We start from the raw sequence: 15802 nt of genomic DNA on the forward strand, positions 1-15802 counted from the left end.
CTATCCGAACAGGTCGCGTTGCGGGCCCGCGGCCGCCAGCGACTGCAGCCGCTGCTCCAGCGCGATTCGCCGCGGCGCCAGCGGGTCGGCCATGATGAAGCGGGCCACGCGCTCGTTGTAGTCGGGCCAGCGCGCCAGCAGCCGGGCCAGGTTGTCGCCGCCCGGCGCCAGGTCCAGCGGCGCGAACGAGGCGCCGCCGTGGTGCACCACGTAGGCGGTGTCGCACAGCACGTTGCGCCAGCCCATCGCCGCCGCGCGCAGGCAGAAGTCATTCTCCTCGCCGTAGCCGCGGCCGAAGGTCTGCGCGTCGAAGTCGCCGATCTGGCGCAGCGCCGCCCGCCGCACGTACATGCAGAAGCCCACCGCCGTCGGCAGCTCCGGGTAGGTCGGCGCCAGGCCGGCGGCGGCCTCGGCGATGGCGTCCGGGAACTCGGGCGCCGGGTTGTCCTCGCAGAACCGCGGCCAGGAGCAGATCTCGGCGTTGTTGGACCACGGCGTGATGGTGGCGATCCGCGGGTCGCTGGCGGCGCAGCGCACCAGCTGGTCGCGCCAGCCGGTCGTCACCACCGTGTCGGAGTTGAGCAGCACGACGTCGGCATCGCCGGTCTCGGCGAAGGCCGCGTTGCAGTTCGCCGGGAAGCCCAGGTTGTGCGCGCGCCGCACGTAGCGGGCCGCCAGCGCGCTGCGCTCGCACCAGCCGCGCGCCATCGGTTCGATGCGCGGGTCGGTGGAGGCATCATCGGCCAGCAGCACCGGGCTGCCGGGCGGCAGCGTGCGGTCGAGCGAAGCCAGGCAGGCGTCGAGGGCCTCGAGCGCGTTGTGGATCGGCACCACCACCACCGGCACGGCATTCATCCGCCCTCCCCGCGCCAGGCGTGCGGCAGCCGCGCCAGCCCGTACTCGCGGGCGGCGCCGGTGACCGTGACCTCGCGATCGACGGTGTCGAACAGCCGCAGCCCCTCGCCATCGAGGGCGCTCGTGCGCAGGCGGTAGCTGCCGGGCAGCAGGGTCAGCGGGTCGAACACCAGGCGGAAGCGGAACTGCCCGTCGCCCAGCGGCTGCGCCGGCACCGCGTCCATTTCCGAACTCACGCCGTAGACCGGCGTGCCGTCGGCGCGGACCCAGCCGTTGAGCATCACCGGCGGCAGGCCGTCGCGGCTGTGGATCACCACGTCCTGCTCCAGCGCGTCGCCCATCGCCACGGCCACCGCGCCGGTGCCGGGCACGCCGTTGATGGCCACCGATTCCACCCGGTACTCGGGGAGGCCGGCCGCGGGCGCCCCGACCGCCTGCTCGCCGGCGCGGCGCGCCTCCTGCGCGGCCAGGTAGCGCTGGCTGACCTCGAACACGTCGCCCTGCGCGGCGATCCGCCCGCCGTCGAGCCAGATCGCGCGGCGGCAGAGCTTCTGCACGTGGTAGATGCTGTGCGACACCAGCAGCAGCGTGCCGCCGCCGGCCAGGTAGTCATCGAGCCAGCGGATGCACTTGCGCTGGAAGTTCTCGTCGCCCACCGCCAGCACTTCGTCGGTAATCAGCAGCGCCGGCCGCACCGCGGCGATCACGGCGAAACCCAGCCGCACCACCATGCCGGACGAATAGTGCTTCACCGGCTCATCGAGGTAGCGGCCGATGTCGGCGAAGGCCTCGATCTCCGGCAGTTTCTCCGCCAGCGTGGCGGCATCGATGCCGTGCAGCGCGGCCGCGAGGCGGACGTTGTCGCGGCCGCTGAGCTCGGGATGGAAACCGGCGCCGAGCTCGAGCAGCGCACCGATGCTGCCGCGCGTCTCGACCGTGCCCGCGCTCGGCGTGAGCACGCCGGTGACGAGCTTGAGCAGGGTGGACTTGCCGGCGCCGTTCTCGCCGATGATGGCCAGCGACTGGCCGGGCATCACCTCGAAGCTGATGTCCTGCAGCACCTGGGCGACGCGGCGGGGCGGACGCCCGCGCAGCACGTCCCAGAGCGCGGCGAGCCGGTCGCCGCGATGGCCCAGCACCGGGTAGCGCTTGGCCAGGCCGTCCGCCCGCACCAGCGGCGCGACGCTCACAGGAAATCCTCCAGGTGGCTGCGCGCGCGGCGGAACATCGCATTGGCCAGCCACAGCAGCGCCAGCGCCACCGCCAGCGAGCCGCCCAGGGCCAGCCAGTCCGGGGCCTGCCCCGTGAGCGCGCGGCGCACGGTCTCCACCGGCGCGGCCATCGGGTTCAGGCCCAGCCAGAAGGCCGCGTCCGCCGGCAGCAGGCTGCGGTCGTAGAGGATCGGCGTCAGGAAGAAGCCCAGCGTCAGCACCTGGCCGGTCACCGCGGCGATGTCGCGCAGGAAGACCTGCAGCACCGCCAGCAGCCGCGCCGCCGCCAGCGCATGCACGCCGATCACCGCCAGCGCGGCCAGCGCCGCCGGCAGCCCGGCCAGCGTGATGCCGACGCCGAAGGCGAGCAGCACCGCGAGCACCAGCACCAGCCCGGCCAGGTCGACGAGGGCGCAGGCGACCACGCGCACGTCCACGTAGAGCCGGTGCGGCACCGCGACCTTGCCGATCAGCGCGGCGTTGTCCGTGAGCGCGGTGACGCCGCGGTTGGCGGCGTTGGCGAACAGGTTCCAGGGCCACATCCCCAGCGCCAGGAAGGCCACGAACGGCAGGTCGCCGGTCTGCGCGCGCGCCGGCAGCAGGTGGCCGAAGACCCAGGCCAGCACCGCCAGCTGCAGCACGGGCAGCAGCAGCAGCCAGGCGGTGCCCAGCACGCTGCCGCGGTAGCGCTCCTCGAGCTCGCGGCGCAGCAGCTCGCGGAAGACGGCGGAAACGACCGGGCCCATCACGAACTCACTGGGCGTCGCGCGGCTTGCCCAGCGGCTCCAGGGCGCGGAAGCGCTCGCCGTACTCGTCCGTCAGCTTGCGGGCCTCGGCCGGGTCGCGGATCACCCGCGGCGTGACCAGGATGATCACTTCCGACCGGTTCGAATCGCGGGTCTTGGTGCCGAACAGGCCACCGATCACCGGCAGCCGGCTCAGGCCGGGCATGCCGCTGCTGCCGTCGGTGGTGCCTTCGGTGATCAGGCCCGCCAGCATCACCGTCTCGCCGCTCTTGATCGCGGCTTCGGTGATCAGGCTGCGTTTGTTGATGGGCACGTTGCCGGTCGGGTCATCGGGACGCGCGGCGCCGGGCGAGCTGACTTCCTGCTCGATCTCCATGAACACGGTGCCGTCCCGGCTGATGCGCGGTGTCACGGTCAGGATCACGCCGGTGTCGAGGTACTGCACCTGGGTGAAGGTGCCGTTGCCCACGCCCGGATCGCCGGTGATCGGATTGAAGCTGGTGCTGTTGACCGGGATCTTGGTGCCGACGTCGAGCTTGGCCTCGGCGTTGTTGCGCACCACCACCGACGGCGTGGACAGCAGGCGCACGTTCGAGACGGTGTCGAGCGCGGTGATGACCGCGGCGGCGTTGCGGCCCAGGAAGGTCCAGCCCACGCCGTCGGCGCCGACGCTGCCGGCGATGTCGCCCCAGATGCCGCGGCCCAGCGCGCTGGGCAGGTCGGCGTCCTCGACCGCGTTCTCGAAGAACCAGTTGACGCCGTAGCTCAGCTCGCCCGTGAGCTGCACTTCGACCACCTGCGCCTCGATGTGCACCTGCAGCGGCATGGTGTCCAGCCGCTCGATGGCGCGGCGGATCGATTCCCACTGGCCGGGCGTGGCCCGCACCAGCAGGGCGTTGGATTCCTCGACGGCGCTGATGGAGACGTCGGCGTCGCTGCCGAGCGCGATGCCGTCGCCGCCGCCGGAGGCCCCGGACGCACCGGCGCTGCCGCCCGCGCTGGCGCCGGCGCTGGCGGCGCGCTCGCCTTCCGCGCGCGCCTTCGGATCGGCGGCGTCGGTGGCAGGCGTGTCGATCGAGCGGATGCGCACCGGCTCCAGGCCCGGCATCACCGACGGCGAACCGCCGCGGTCGGCGCCGGCACTACCACCGCCCTGGCCACCGAACACCTGGGACAGCTGGTCGGCCAGGTCCTCGGCCTTCATGTAAAGCACTTCGTAGGTGTAGAGCCGCGCGCCTTCGCCGCCGCCGGCGTCGAGCCGCTCGATCCAGACCTGCGCCTCGCGCAGGTAGCGCGCCTGCGGGGTGATCACCATCACCGCGTTCTGTCCTTCCAGCGGCATGAAGCGGAACATGCCCGAAACCGGGGTGCTGCCACCCTCGCCGAACACCGCGTTGAGCTCGTCCACCATCCGCGTCGCCTCGGCCGACTGCAGCGGGAACACGCCCACCGACATGCCGGCCAGCCAGTCGACGTCGAAGATCTCGATCGTGCGCAGGTAGTTCTGCAGCTCGCCGCGGGTACCGGCGACGACGATCATGTTGCGCGCGGCGTCCACGTTCACCACGGCGTTCGGGCGGGCGTAGGGCTCGAGCACCTTCTTCATCTCGGCGGCCGAGATGTACTGCAGCGGCACCGCGCGCACCTCGTAGCCGCGGGCGTCGGCGACGCCGCCGGTGCGCGGCGACAGGTTGCCGGCCAGCGCCTGGTCGGCGGGCACCACGTTGTAGCGTCCGTCGGTCCAGATCAGCCGTGCGTTGTTCCAGCCCAGCACCATCTCGAGCAGGCCCAGCGCCTGCGCGGCGTTCACCGGCCGCGGCGTGGCCAGCGTCACCTGGCCCTGCACGCCGGGCGCGATCACGTAGTTCTGCTGCAGCAGGTCGCCGAGGATGGCCTTGACCACCGCGTGCACCGACTCGCCTTCGAAGTTGAAGGTGGCTTCACCCGTCGCTTCGATCGCCGGCGGCGGCGCGGACGCGACGCGCTGGTTGATGACCTGGCCGGTGCCGGGGGTGATGCTCGCGCCGCTGCCGGACGCGGCATCGCCGCCCGCCGCGGCGTCCGGGGCGGCCTCGGCCTGCGCGGGGCCGTTGGCCAGTGGGTCGGCGCCGCGCTGGATCACCGGCGCGCCGGCGGTGGCGCAGCCAGCGAGGAAAACAATCAGGGCGAGGCCCAGGGCGGGGGCCAGGGACGGGGTTTTCTTCATCGGGTCACTCTACCTGTTTGGTCCCGTCCTGCGCCGCCTGCTCGGCGGCGGCCTCGGCGGCGCGCTGGGCGCGACGGGCTTCGATGCGTCGGCGGATGGCCTCCACCTGCTGTTCCGGCGTCACCGGTGCGGTTTGCGCGGGCTCGGCGACCGGCGCGGGGCCCGGCGCCGCGGCCACGGCGCCGCCCGGAGCGGCGGCAACCGGCGCGGGCGCGCCGGAGGCCGGGGCCGCGGCCGGCGGTCGTCCCGGCACCACGGGCGCGGCGACCTGGGTGACGGGCTCGCCGCCCACGCCGCTGTAGACGCGCAGCGCGAGTTCACGGCGCCCCTCGGGACCCTCGAAGACGGCGCGGCGCGGCTCGAGTTCGACCAGGCGCCAGGCCGTGCCTTCGACGACGTCGCCGACGCGCACGCGCCGGCTGGTGTTGGTGTCGCGCGCCAGCAGGATCGCCAGCCGGACGTCGCCGGCGATCAGGACGCTGGTGAGCTCGGCGTCCAGCGGTGCGTCGCCGCTGCCCTCGCCGGTCGCGATCGCCGGCGGGCGCCGCTCGGGACTCAGCAGCGGACGGTTGCCCACTTCCAGGTAGTCCGGCGCCGGCCCGAGCCGCGAACCGACGGCCTCCAGGCGCACCTGCGGCACCGGCGGCGCCAGCGCGGCGTTGCCCGGATGCAGGCCGACGCGACCCCCCAGGCCGGCCAGGGCGAGCAGCAGCAGGCCGACGGCCCAGGCCGCCACCGCCGCCAGCAACGCGCCGGCCGGGCGCAGGCGCGCGATCACGGCGCACCCCCGGCGGGCGTGGTCAGGTAACCGTAGAGATCGAAGCTGACGTCGATGCCGCCGCCGTCCGGACCCGCGGCCAGGTAGCTGCGGCGCGACAGCAGGTCGAGGTTGTCGACGAACAGCTGCGGGCTGCCGCTCTCGAGCGCGTGCAGCACGGCGCCCAGTTCGGCCATGCCGCAGCGCAGGCGCACCTGCACGGTGGCGCGCACGAACGGTTCCTCGACGCGGGAATCGGTCGGCGTGCGCGCGGTGATCTGGCAGCGGCCGGGCTGCGGGCTGGCCTCGGCGATCACCGCCTCGAGCCGCTGCACGAGCGCGGCGGTGGCCAGCTGGCGGTTGGTCTCGGGCAGGAAGCCCGGGTTGCCCTGCTCGAACTCGCGCACGCGCGCCAGCTCGCTCTCGAGCACCGGCCGCTGGGCGATTTCCTCGCGCAGCGCCAGCTCCTGGTCGCGCAGCTCGGCGATCTCGTCGCCCATCGCGAGCATCGGCGCCGTCCACCACCAGTGCAGCAGCACGAAATAGGCGAGCACCGCGGCCAGCGCGGCGCCACCCAGCAGCTTCAGGCGCTCAGCGGCCGGCATCGTCGCCCTCCTCGCCGGCGCTGGCGTTCACCACGCGCGCGGTCAGCGTGAAGCGGTCGCGGCCGGTGCGCGGGTCCGACTGCACCACGCCCGAGAGCGCGGGGTCGGTGACCAGCGGCGAGGCCTGCAGCAGCGCCACCAGCGCGGGCGCGGCGCGGCTCTGTCCCACCATCACCAGCTGGTCGCCGTTGATCGCGAGCTTGTCGAGCGAGGTGTCGTCGGGGATGCGCTTGGTCAGCTCGTCCATCACCTCGAGCATGGTCGGGCGGCTGGCGCGGGTGGCGGCCAGGAAGTTCGCGGCCTGCGCGGACGAGACCAGCTGGTTGCGCAGCAGGCGCGCCTCGCGGGCCTGGTCGTTGGCGGTGGCGACCAGGGCGCGCAGTTCGTCGCGGCGCTCGCTGCGGTTGTGCAGCGTGAGCAACAGCGTGCCCAGCAGGCCGACCACGGCCACCGCGGCCAGTACCAGGTGCAGGCGGCGCACCGGGTCGCGGCCCCGCGCGCGGGCGGCGTCGGGCAGAAGGTTCAGGCCGAGGCGGCGGCCATCGGCCTCGACCACGTCGACGCCGGCCAGGCCTTGCGCCAGCGGGCCAATGGCCGCGAGTTCGGCGTCGAGCCGGGCGCGCGGCAGCACCAGCAGTTCGACCCGCAGCTGCTGCGCGGCCAGGTCGCGCGACAACACGCGGCCCTCGAAGCTGACCTGGTCGGCGGAGAACGGCGTCTGCCGGTCGAGCTCGAAGGCCAGCACTTCGCGCAGGCGCGGTTCGGCGGCGGCCGGCAGGGTGAGCACGCGGCGCAGCACGCCGGCGGCGGGCAACAGCAGCCAGCGCGGCGTGCCGCTGGCGTCGGCGCGCGCGCGCAGCTCGTCCAGCAGCGACGGCTCCAGCGGCACCTCGCCCAGGCGGGTGTCGCCGCGGTGGCCGGCGGCCAGCAGGGCGAGTTCATCGCCGTGGCGCGCCAGGCACAGGCGCTGCGCCTCGTCGGCGATCCGGTCGCGCCAGGACGCCGGCAGCGTCGACAGCGCGGCCTCGCGCAGCCGGGCCGGGAGCGTGCTCCGCGCCAGCCGCAACTTGAGGGGATCGATGAGGGTGGACAGGCGATCGGCGGCGGGCATCAGTAAGGTTCTCCCGTCCGCCAGGCCAGCGGGGCATACAGTTGTCCGAAGCCCGACCCCGCGCCGATTCTCAGCGTGGCGTGGACCTCGACGAGGGTGCCGTCCGGACGGGTGGCGCGGCTGGCCACACTATACGTTCCCGACCCCGCCACGGCGAGGGTGCTGCCGTCGGGCAAGCGCGGCAGCGGCAGGCCCGGGCGCCAGGCCTCGCGCAGGGCCACCAGCTCGGCCGCCTGGGCCGGGCTCAGGCCCATCGCCTGCAGCACCGGCCGCTGGGCGAAGCCGGGCTCGGGCCGCGGCATCGCGGTGTGGATGGTGACGTGCGGCACCAGCAGCCGGTAGGTGGCGGTGTCCATGCCGAGCAGTTGCTGGAGTTCGCCCAGCGTGGTGAAAGGTTGGTCCTTGGCGCCGTACTCGAGCCCGGCCGCCGCATAGTCGCGGTCCTCGGCGCCGCCGGACACGGCCAGCAGGCTGTCGGCATCGCGCCAGTCCTGGATCACGCCGGCCAGCCGCTCGGCGCGCTCGGGCTCGACGCCCAGCCAGCCCATCAGCGCCGCCAGCTGGCCGGCATCGGTGGCGTTGAGGTCCATCTTGGCGGCCTCGTCCTGCACCAGCACCTCGACCTGGTGGTCGTCGAAGCTGAATTTCTGCGCGCGGCCATCGGGCACCCAGCGCGCCGCCGGGTCGGGCTCGACCAGACGCATCGCCGCCAGCTCGATGCCGGCCTCGGCGGCGAGGCGCGCCGCGGCGATCTGGCGCAGGGCGCTGCCCTGCAGCGCCTCGGTGCGGGTGCCGAGCGCGAACACCGCGATCAGCCCCGCCATCAGCAGCAGCATCCACAGCACCAGCAGCAGCGCGGCCCCCCGGCTGGCGCGGCTCATTGCGTTTCCCCGGGCTGCGGGTAGCCGTCGATCGGCGCGCCGCCCCAGCCCGCCACCAGCGAGGCGGCCTGGCGCGGCGCCGCGACCAGGGTCGGGAAGCGCGCGCGTTCGTCGGCCATGCGCAGCTCGAGCCGCACCAGGCGCGGCATCGATTGCGGCGTGTCCCAGCGCGGGGTCCAGGCGCCGGGCTTGCCGTCGTCGTCCAGCGTGCGGAAGGCGAAACCGCCCTCGGCGATGCCGTCGAGCAGCACTTCCGGCTCGCGCTCGCTCTCCAGCGGGCCGTCGGGCGTGAGCTGCTGGTGCTGGAACTCCAGCCGCAGCCCGCCCGATTCGCGCACCAGGCGGAACGTCTGCAGGTGCGGGCCGCCGCGCGAGAGGTAGCCCGGCATCGGCGCCACCAGCTTGAGCTCGTCCTCCGCGGCTTCGAAAAAGGCCGGCGTGCCGGTGCCGTCGTCGGGTTCGATCGGCAGCGGCAGCGCGTCCTCGACCTGGCGCCGCAGGAAGGCCTGCACCGCGCGCAGGCGCTCGTTGCGTTGGGCCATGTCCTCGGCGCGGCTGGTGGCGACGGTGGCGTTGCGCAGGGTGGCGAAGGCCAGGCCGACGCCGACGGCCAGCAGCGTGGTGGCCAGCAGTACTTCGATCAGGCTGAAGCCGCGCGCGCGGATCATGGCGAGCCTCCGGGCGGCGCCGGGTAGCGCGCGCGCAGCGTGCTGAAGCGCAGGGTGCGCGGCACGTCGTCCTCGCCCCAGCTCACGTCGAGCTGGACGCGGTAGAGCACGGGCGCGCCGGCCGGCTGCAGGCCCACCGATTCGATCGGCGCGACGCCCTCGGGCGATTCGGTGCGCGGCGCCGGATCCTCGGCCTCGGTGATCTCCAGGTCCCAGCGGTAGCGGCCGCGGTCGAAGTCGCCCTGCTCCCGGCCGGGCTCGATCGGTTCGAGCACGCCCAGCTGCTCGATCAGCGACTGCGCGTGCAGCGTCGCCTCGGTGGCGTCGCCGGCGGTGCGCACCTGGGCCAGCCCGCCGCTCAGGATGGCGACCAGGATGCCGAGCCCCACCGACATCAGTGCGAACGCCAGGATCACTTCGAGCAGGGTGAAGCCGCGCTGGCGCCTCATGGCTCGCCCTCGCCGCGGCGCAGGCGCACTTCGCCGGTGAGCCAGGCCACGTCCACGCGCCAGGCGGCCTCGCCGTTGCGCAGCACGAGCCGGCCGCCGGTGGCGGCGCCTTCAGGGAAGAAACGAATCGCGACCACCTGCGGCGTTTCCAGCTCCTCGCGGGCGCCGGTGACCTCCAGCGCGATCTCGCCGGGGAGTTCGCCGCTGCGCTCGCCCGCGCCCTGCCAGCGCTTCTCGCCGACATCAATGCGGAAGACCTGCTCGCGCCCGGTGGCGATCGCCTGCGCGCGGGTGAATCGCAGCTCCGCGGCAAGCTCGCGCGCGGCCCCGCGCAGCTGCTGGCCCGGCAGGCCGGTGCCGATGGCGGCCAGGCCGAGCGCGGCCAGGGCGGCGATGAGCACCATCACCACCACCAGCTCCACCAGCGAGAAACCGCGCGGGCGCATCATCGGCGGCGCCAGGGGCCGGCGCTCAGGGCCGGCGGATGTCCTGGTTGACGCTCTCGCCGCCGGCCTGGGCATCGGCGCCCAGGCTCACCAGCTCGAACGGGCCGTTGGCGCCCGGGCGCTTGAACTCGATCGGCGTGCCCCAGGGGTCGTTCAGCTCTTCGGCGCGCGCGTAGGGGCCGAGCCAGTTGGTGGCGCCGGTGGAGGTGACGAGCTGGTCGAGCGAGTCGGGCAGCTTGCCGGTGTCCATGCGGAACTGGTCGATCTTGCCGGCCAGCGTCACCAGCTGGGTCTCGGCGATGCGCACGTTGGCGCGGTCCTGGCCGCCCATGACGCGGCTGGCGATCAGCGCGAGCACCGAGCCGATCAGGACGATCACGATCATCAGCTCGATCAGGCTCATGCCGCGGGCGTGTCGGGGGGAAGCGGGTTGGCGTCGCATCGTCGGTTCCTGGTCAGATGGAATTGGTGAGGTCGTAGATCGGCAGCAGCACCGACAGCATGACCGCGCCGACCACGAGGGTCATCAGCACGGTCAGCGCCGGCACCAGCGCGGCGAGCAGGCGGTCGAGCGCGTTGGCGGTCTCCTGGTCGAAGGTGTCGGCGGCCTTGAGCAGCATCGCGTCGAGTTCGCCCGACTCCTCGCCGACCTGGATCATGTGCACGGCGAGGCGCGGGAACACCTTCTGGCGGCCCAGCGCGTAGCCCAGACCGCTGCCGGTCTTCACGTCCTCGGCCGCGGCTTCCACCGCCTCGGCCAGCACCCGGTTGGACAGCACCGGGCGCGAGAGGTTCAGCGCGCCCAGCAGCGGCACGCCGTTGCGCACCAGCGTGCCCAGCGTGCGCGCCAGCCGCGCGGTGTCGAGCTTGGCGACCAGGTCGCCGGGGAACTTGTGGCGCAGCACGCGCGCATCGATCGCGCGGCGCACGGCCGGGTCGCCGAACTTGATCGCGCCCCAGCCCGCCGCGCCCAGCGCGACCAGCAGCAGGGCCCACCACCAGGCGCGGATGAACAGGCTGGTCTTGAGCACCGCCAGCGAGTACCAGGGCAGGTCGGCGTTCATGCTTTCGAACAGGGCCTGGAACTGCGGCACCACGAAGGCCATCAGGAAGGCGATGGAGGCGAACACCAGCACCGTGAGGATGGCCGGGTAGATCATCGCGTTGAGCACGCGCGCGCGCAGCGCGGCGCTCCGCTCGAGGTAGTCGGCGAGGCGGCGCAGGCTTTCGTGCAGGTTGCCGCCGGCCTCGCCGGCACGCACCAGGTTCACGTACAGGCGCGAGAAGATGCCGTGCTGCTGCTCGAGCGCGGTGGACAGCGGCGCACCGCCGCGCACCGCCTCGCGCACGCGCTCGACCACGCGGCGCGCCTCGGGCGAATCGGGCAGCTCGAGCAGGATGCCGAGCGCGCGGTCGAGCGGCTGGCCGGCACCCAGCAGCGTCGCCAGCTGCTGGGTGAACTGCAGCACCTGCGGCTCGCCGAATTCCTTGCGCTTGAACAGCGCGTCCAGGCCCTCGCCGCCGCCGGCGTCGGCGCGGCGCGCCTCCACCGGCAGGTGGCCCTGGTCCTGCAGGCGCACGATCACTTCCTCGGCGCTGGCCGCCTCCATCTGGCCGTCGAGCGATTCGCCGGCGGCCGACAGGGCCTTGTAGCGGAACAGCGCCATCGCCCTAGCCCTCCTGCGTGACGCGCAGGACCTCTTCGATCGTGGTCAGGCCCTGCATCGCCTTCACCAGGCCGTCCTCGTACATGGTGCGCATGCCGCGCTCGCGCGCCGCGTCCTCCAGCTCGCCCATGCCGGCGTGCTTCATCACCAGCCGGCGCAGGGTGTCGTCCATCACCAGGAATTCCATGATGGTGGTGCGGCCGAGGTAGCCGGTGGGCGTGAGCGCCGAAGGCTTCGGGCGGTAGAGGTAGATCGTGCCCTCGGGCTGGAACCGACGCAGGCCGAACTCCTCCACCACTTCCGGCAGCGCTTCGTATTTCTCGGCGTGGGTGGGCTCGATACGGCGCACCAGGCGCTGGGCCAGGATGCCGTTCACGGTGGAGGTGAGCAGGTAGTCCTCGACGCCCATGTCCATCATGCGGGTGATGCCGCCGGCGGCGTTGTTGGTGTGCAGCGTGCTCAGCACCAGGTGGCCGGTGAGCGCCGACTGGATCGCGATGCGCGAGGTTTCCAGGTCGCGCATCTCGCCGATCATGATGATGTCGGGGTCCTGGCGGACGATGCTGCGCAGCGCGTGGGCGAAGTCGAGGCCGATCTGCGGCTTGGCCTGGATCTGGTTGATGCCCTCGATCTGGTATTCGACCGGGTCCTCGACGGTGATGATCTTCACGTCGGGCGTGTTGAGCTGGCTGAGCGCCGCGTACAGCGTTGTGGTCTTGCCCGAGCCGGTGGGGCCGGTGACCAGCAGGATGCCGTGCGGCTGCTCGAGCACCTTCATGAACTGGCCGAGGAATTCGTCGGTGAAGCCCAGCGCCTTGAAGTCGAGCACCACGGATTCGCGGTCGAGCAGGCGCATCACCACCGACTCGCCGTGCGCGGTGGGCACCGTGCTCACGCGCAGGTCGAGCTCCTTGCCCTGCACGCGCACCATGATGCGGCCGTCCTGCGGCAGCCGGCGCTCGGCGATGTTGAGCTTGGCCATGATCTTGATGCGCGAGATCACCGCGGCGGTGAGGTTGGCCGGCGGCGATTCGGACTCCTCGAGCACGCCGTCGACGCGGTAGCGCACCTTCAGGCGGTTCTCGAAGGGCTCGATGTGGATGTCGGAGGCGCGCAGTTCCACCGCACGCTGGATCACCAGGTTGACGAGCCGGATGACGGGCGCTTCGGAGGCCAGGTCGCGCAGCTGCTCGACGTCGGCTTCGTCGCCGCCCGATTCATCGCCGAGGTTCTCGACGATCGTGCCCATGGCCGAGCGGCCGGAGCCGTAGTAGCGCTCGACCAGGTCGGCGATCTCGGCGCGCAGGCCGACCTTCACCCGCACCGCGCGGCCGGTGGCGAGCGCCACGGCCTCGGCGGCGTAGGGATCCTGCGGGTCGGCGACCAGCAGCTCGACGTAGTCCTCGCCCTCGCCCACCGGGCACACCGCCAGCTGCTTGAGGAAGCGCAGCGACAGCGCCACGCCCGGGGGCGGCGCGTCGGGGCAATCCTTGGCGGCCAGCAGCGGCAGGCCCATCACCTCGGCGGCGGCTTCCGCCATGTCGCGCTCGGACACCATGCCCAGGCGCACCAGCAGCGCGGCCAGCGAACCGCCGGCCTCGGCCTGCAGGCGCTGGGCGCGGGCGAGGTCGGCTTCCTTCAGCCGGCCGCGGGCGGACAGGGCCGCGGCGATGCGGGTGTCGGCGGTTTCCGTCGTTTCGTTGATGACCGATGCCACGGCGCCTCCATGCAGGACTGCCCCCGGAATTTAGCAGGTCGGGGCGCCCCGGCGCGCCCCTCACGCGGGCCGGCGTATCGTGAACGACCCTGTCCCTCCCGAGGATCCGCCATGACCCTGATCCGTGCCTGGGCCGCGCCCACCGCCGGCGCCCCGCTGCAGCCCCTCGAGTACGATCCCGGCCCGCTCGGGCCCGAGGACGTCGAGATCGCCGTGGAGCACTGCGGCATCTGCCACTCCGACCTGTCCCTGCTGGACAACGCGTGGGGCTTCACCCAGTACCCGTTCGTGCCCGGCCACGAGGCCGTGGGCCGCGTGGTGGCGATGGGCCCGCAGGCGAAGGGCGTGGCGATCGGCCAGCGCGTCGGCCTTGGCTGGAACGCCCGCAGCTGCCTGCACTGCCCGCAGTGCCTGGCCGGGCGCCACAACCTGTGCGTGTCGGTGCAGCCGACCCTGGCCGGCCGGCACGGCGCCTTCGCCGACCGAGTGCGCGCCCATTGGGTCTGGGTGATGCCGCTGCCGGCCGGGCTGGACCCGCGCGAGGCCGGCCCGCTGCTGTGCGGCGGCATCACGGTCTTCGCGCCGCTGCACGAACTGAAGATCGCGCCGACGGCGCGGGTCGGCGTGGTCGGCATCGGCGGGCTGGGCCACCTGGCGCTGAAGTTCTGCAAGGCCTGGGGCTGCGAGGTCACGGCCTTCACCACCAGCGCCTCCAAGGCCGAGGAAGCGCGCGCGTTCGGCGCGCACCGGGTGGTGTCCACCGGCGATGCCGACGCGCTGGCAAAGCTGGCCGGCCAGTTCGATCTGATCATCGACACCGTGAACGCGTCGCTGGACTGGAACGGCCTGCTGGCGGCGCTGGCCCCCGAGGGGCGGCTGCATGTGGTTGGTGCCGTGCTGGAGCCGATCCCGGTGCCGGCCTTCTCGCTGATCATGGGGCAGAAATCGGTGTCGGGCTCGCCCACCGGCTCGCGCGCGGCGATCGACACGATGCTCCGCTTCGCCGACCTGCACGGCGTGCTGCCCAAGACCGAGCACTTCCCGATGCGTCGCGTGAACGAGGCGCTGGACCACCTGCGCGCTGGGAAGGCGCGCTACCGGATCGTGCTGGACGCCGACTTCAGCTGATCGCGGCACGGGGTGCGCGCAAGGCGCACCCCGTTCCGGCTCAGGCCACCCAGGCCCGGGCGTTGCGGAAGATCCGCATCCACGGCGAATCCTCGCCCCAGCCGGCCGGATGCCAGCTCATCTGCAGGCTGCGGAACACGCGCTCGGGGTGCGGCATCATCAGGGTGGCGCGGCCGTCGCGGCTGGTCAGGCCGGTGATGCCGGCGGGCGAGCCGTTCGGGTTGGCCGGGTAGGCTTCGGTCGGCTGGCCATGGCCATCGACGAAGCGCAGCGCGACCTGGGCCAGGCCGGCGTGCTCCGGCGCGTCGAAGCGCGCCTGGCCTTCGCCGTGCGCCACCACCACCGGGATCCGCGAGCCGGCCATGCCGGCGAACAGGATCGAGGGCGAGTCCTGCACCTCGACCTGGGCCAGGCGGGCTTCGTACTGCTCGCTGCGGTTGCGCAGGAAGCGCGGCCAGTGCTCGGCGCCGGGCACCAGGCCCTTGAGCTGCGCCAGCATCTGGCAGCCGTTGCAGACGCCGAGGCTGAAGCTGTCGCTGCGCTCGAAGAAGCGCGCGAACTGCTCGCGCAGGTCCGGCCGCTCGAGGATGGACGTGGCCCAGCCGCGGCCCGCGCCCAGCACGTCGCCGTAGCTGAAGCCACCGCAGGCCGCCAGGCCCTTGAAGCCGTCCAGCCGCACGCGGCCAGCGATGAGGTCGGACATGTGCACGTCCACCGCGGTGAAGCCGGCGCGGTCGAAGGCCGCCGCCATTTCCACCTGGCCGTTGACGCCCTGCTCCCGCAGGATGGCGACGCGTGGTCGCGCGCCTTTTCCAATAAGAACAGATGAGGGGGAAAAGGAGAGCGACACCGACAATCCAGGATCCTTGACGTCGAGGATGCGGTCGTATTCCTGCTGCGCGCTCTCGGGGTTGTCGCGCAGCGACTGCATGCGCCAGGTCGTCTCGCTCCACGCCCGCTGCAGCTCGACCCTCGGCTTGGCGTACACGGCCCGCGCATTGCGCACGAGCCGGATCTCGTCGCTCGCGTTGACGCTGCCGATGACATGCGAATGGTCGCCCAGCCCGGCCCCCCGCAGGAGCGCCATCGCCTTGTCCCGGTCGGCGGCGCGGACCTGCAGCAGCGCGCCGAGCTCCTCGGAGAACAGCGCCCCGAGCGCGAGGTCCTTCATGCGGCCCGCGAGCTGCTCGTCGGAATTGCGCTTGAACGCGTCCACGTCGTCCGCCGCGGCGTCGAAGGCGATTGCGTCGAGGTTCAGCGTGACCCCGCAACGGCCGGCAAAGGCCATCTCGCACGCCGCCGCGAACAGGCCCCCGTCGGAGCGGTCGTGGTAGGCGAGCAGCAGCGGATTGAGC

16 protein-coding genes are annotated in these 15802 nt (G+C 73.0%); 1 reads left to right on the top strand and 15 read right to left on the bottom strand.

Annotated features, from left to right (window positions below; genetic code table 11):
- The 14 genes from VFV21_RS05010 to gspE are packed head-to-tail and all read right to left on the bottom strand — an operon-like array spanning window position 1 to window position 13319.
- Window positions 1–855 (bottom strand): glycosyltransferase family 2 protein, encoded by an 855-nt coding sequence (locus tag VFV21_RS05010; protein WP_329668382.1) that lies wholly within the window; start codon window positions 853–855, stop codon window positions 1–3.
- Window positions 852–2045 (bottom strand): ABC transporter ATP-binding protein, encoded by a 1194-nt coding sequence (locus VFV21_RS05015; RefSeq protein WP_329668383.1) that lies wholly within the window; start codon window positions 2043–2045, stop codon window positions 852–854. Before VFV21_RS05015 ends, VFV21_RS05010 begins: the two co-directional genes overlap by 4 nt.
- Window positions 2042–2812 carry an ABC transporter permease gene (locus VFV21_RS05020; RefSeq protein ID WP_329668384.1) on the bottom strand — a complete coding sequence of 257 codons (771 nt, stop codon included), beginning with the start codon at window positions 2810–2812 and terminating at the stop codon, window positions 2042–2044. The genes VFV21_RS05015 and VFV21_RS05020 overlap by 4 nt, the downstream gene beginning before the upstream one ends.
- 7 nt (window positions 2813–2819) lie before the next feature.
- Complete coding sequence (gene gspD / locus VFV21_RS05025) at window positions 2820–5018, bottom strand: type II secretion system secretin GspD (RefSeq protein ID WP_329668385.1); 2199 nt, start codon at window positions 5016–5018, stop codon at window positions 2820–2822.
- A gap of 4 nt (window positions 5019–5022) precedes the next feature.
- Window positions 5023–5796 (bottom strand): hypothetical protein, encoded by a 774-nt coding sequence (locus VFV21_RS05030; RefSeq protein ID WP_329668386.1) that lies wholly within the window; start codon window positions 5794–5796, stop codon window positions 5023–5025.
- Window positions 5793–6380 carry a type II secretion system protein GspM gene (gspM, locus tag VFV21_RS05035; RefSeq protein ID WP_329668387.1) on the bottom strand — a complete coding sequence of 196 codons (588 nt, stop codon included), beginning with the start codon at window positions 6378–6380 and terminating at the stop codon, window positions 5793–5795. The genes VFV21_RS05030 and gspM overlap by 4 nt, the downstream gene beginning before the upstream one ends.
- Window positions 6367–7491: a PilN domain-containing protein gene (locus tag VFV21_RS05040; protein ID WP_329668388.1), complete on the bottom strand. Its 1125-nt coding sequence runs from the start codon at window positions 7489–7491 to the stop codon at window positions 6367–6369. The genes gspM and VFV21_RS05040 overlap by 14 nt, the downstream gene beginning before the upstream one ends.
- The gene (locus VFV21_RS05045) at window positions 7491–8372 is read right to left on the bottom strand and encodes a type II secretion system minor pseudopilin GspK (protein WP_329668389.1); all 882 of its coding nucleotides are present in this window, start codon (window positions 8370–8372) and stop codon (window positions 7491–7493) included. Before VFV21_RS05045 ends, VFV21_RS05040 begins: the two co-directional genes overlap by 1 nt.
- Window positions 8369–9040, bottom strand: coding sequence for a type II secretion system protein GspJ (locus VFV21_RS05050; RefSeq protein WP_329668390.1), 672 nt, complete (start codon window positions 9038–9040; stop codon window positions 8369–8371). Before VFV21_RS05050 ends, VFV21_RS05045 begins: the two co-directional genes overlap by 4 nt.
- Complete coding sequence (locus tag VFV21_RS05055; protein ID WP_329668391.1) at window positions 9037–9489, bottom strand: type II secretion system protein; 453 nt, start codon at window positions 9487–9489, stop codon at window positions 9037–9039. The genes VFV21_RS05050 and VFV21_RS05055 overlap by 4 nt, the downstream gene beginning before the upstream one ends.
- Window positions 9486–9938 carry a type II secretion system protein XpsH gene (gene xpsH, locus VFV21_RS05060; protein ID WP_329668392.1) on the bottom strand — a complete coding sequence of 151 codons (453 nt, stop codon included), beginning with the start codon at window positions 9936–9938 and terminating at the stop codon, window positions 9486–9488. Before xpsH ends, VFV21_RS05055 begins: the two co-directional genes overlap by 4 nt.
- Window positions 9939–9960: 22 nt before the next feature.
- The gene (gene gspG, locus VFV21_RS05065) at window positions 9961–10377 is read right to left on the bottom strand and encodes a type II secretion system major pseudopilin GspG (RefSeq protein ID WP_329668393.1); all 417 of its coding nucleotides are present in this window, start codon (window positions 10375–10377) and stop codon (window positions 9961–9963) included.
- Between the two features lie 13 nt (window positions 10378–10390).
- Window positions 10391–11602 carry a type II secretion system F family protein gene (locus tag VFV21_RS05070; protein ID WP_329668394.1) on the bottom strand — a complete coding sequence of 404 codons (1212 nt, stop codon included), beginning with the start codon at window positions 11600–11602 and terminating at the stop codon, window positions 10391–10393.
- 4 nt (window positions 11603–11606) lie between these two features.
- Entirely contained in the window at window positions 11607–13319 is a 1713-nt protein-coding gene (gene gspE / locus VFV21_RS05075) for a type II secretion system ATPase GspE (protein WP_329668395.1), read from the bottom strand.
- 111 nt (window positions 13320–13430) lie between these two features.
- Here gspE and ahr point away from each other — a divergent pair, with 111 nt between their 5' ends.
- Complete coding sequence (gene ahr, locus VFV21_RS05080) at window positions 13431–14447, top strand: NADPH-dependent aldehyde reductase Ahr (protein ID WP_329668396.1); 1017 nt, start codon at window positions 13431–13433, stop codon at window positions 14445–14447.
- 40 nt (window positions 14448–14487) lie between these two features.
- Here ahr and VFV21_RS05085 read toward each other — a convergent pair.
- Window positions 14488–15802 (bottom strand): phosphoribosylformylglycinamidine synthase subunit PurQ (locus tag VFV21_RS05085; protein WP_329668397.1); only part of this gene is annotated, 1315 nt, incomplete at its 5' end.

This window comes from Arenimonas sp., from assembly GCF_036275555.1.
GTDB lineage: Bacteria > Pseudomonadota > Gammaproteobacteria > Xanthomonadales > Xanthomonadaceae > Arenimonas.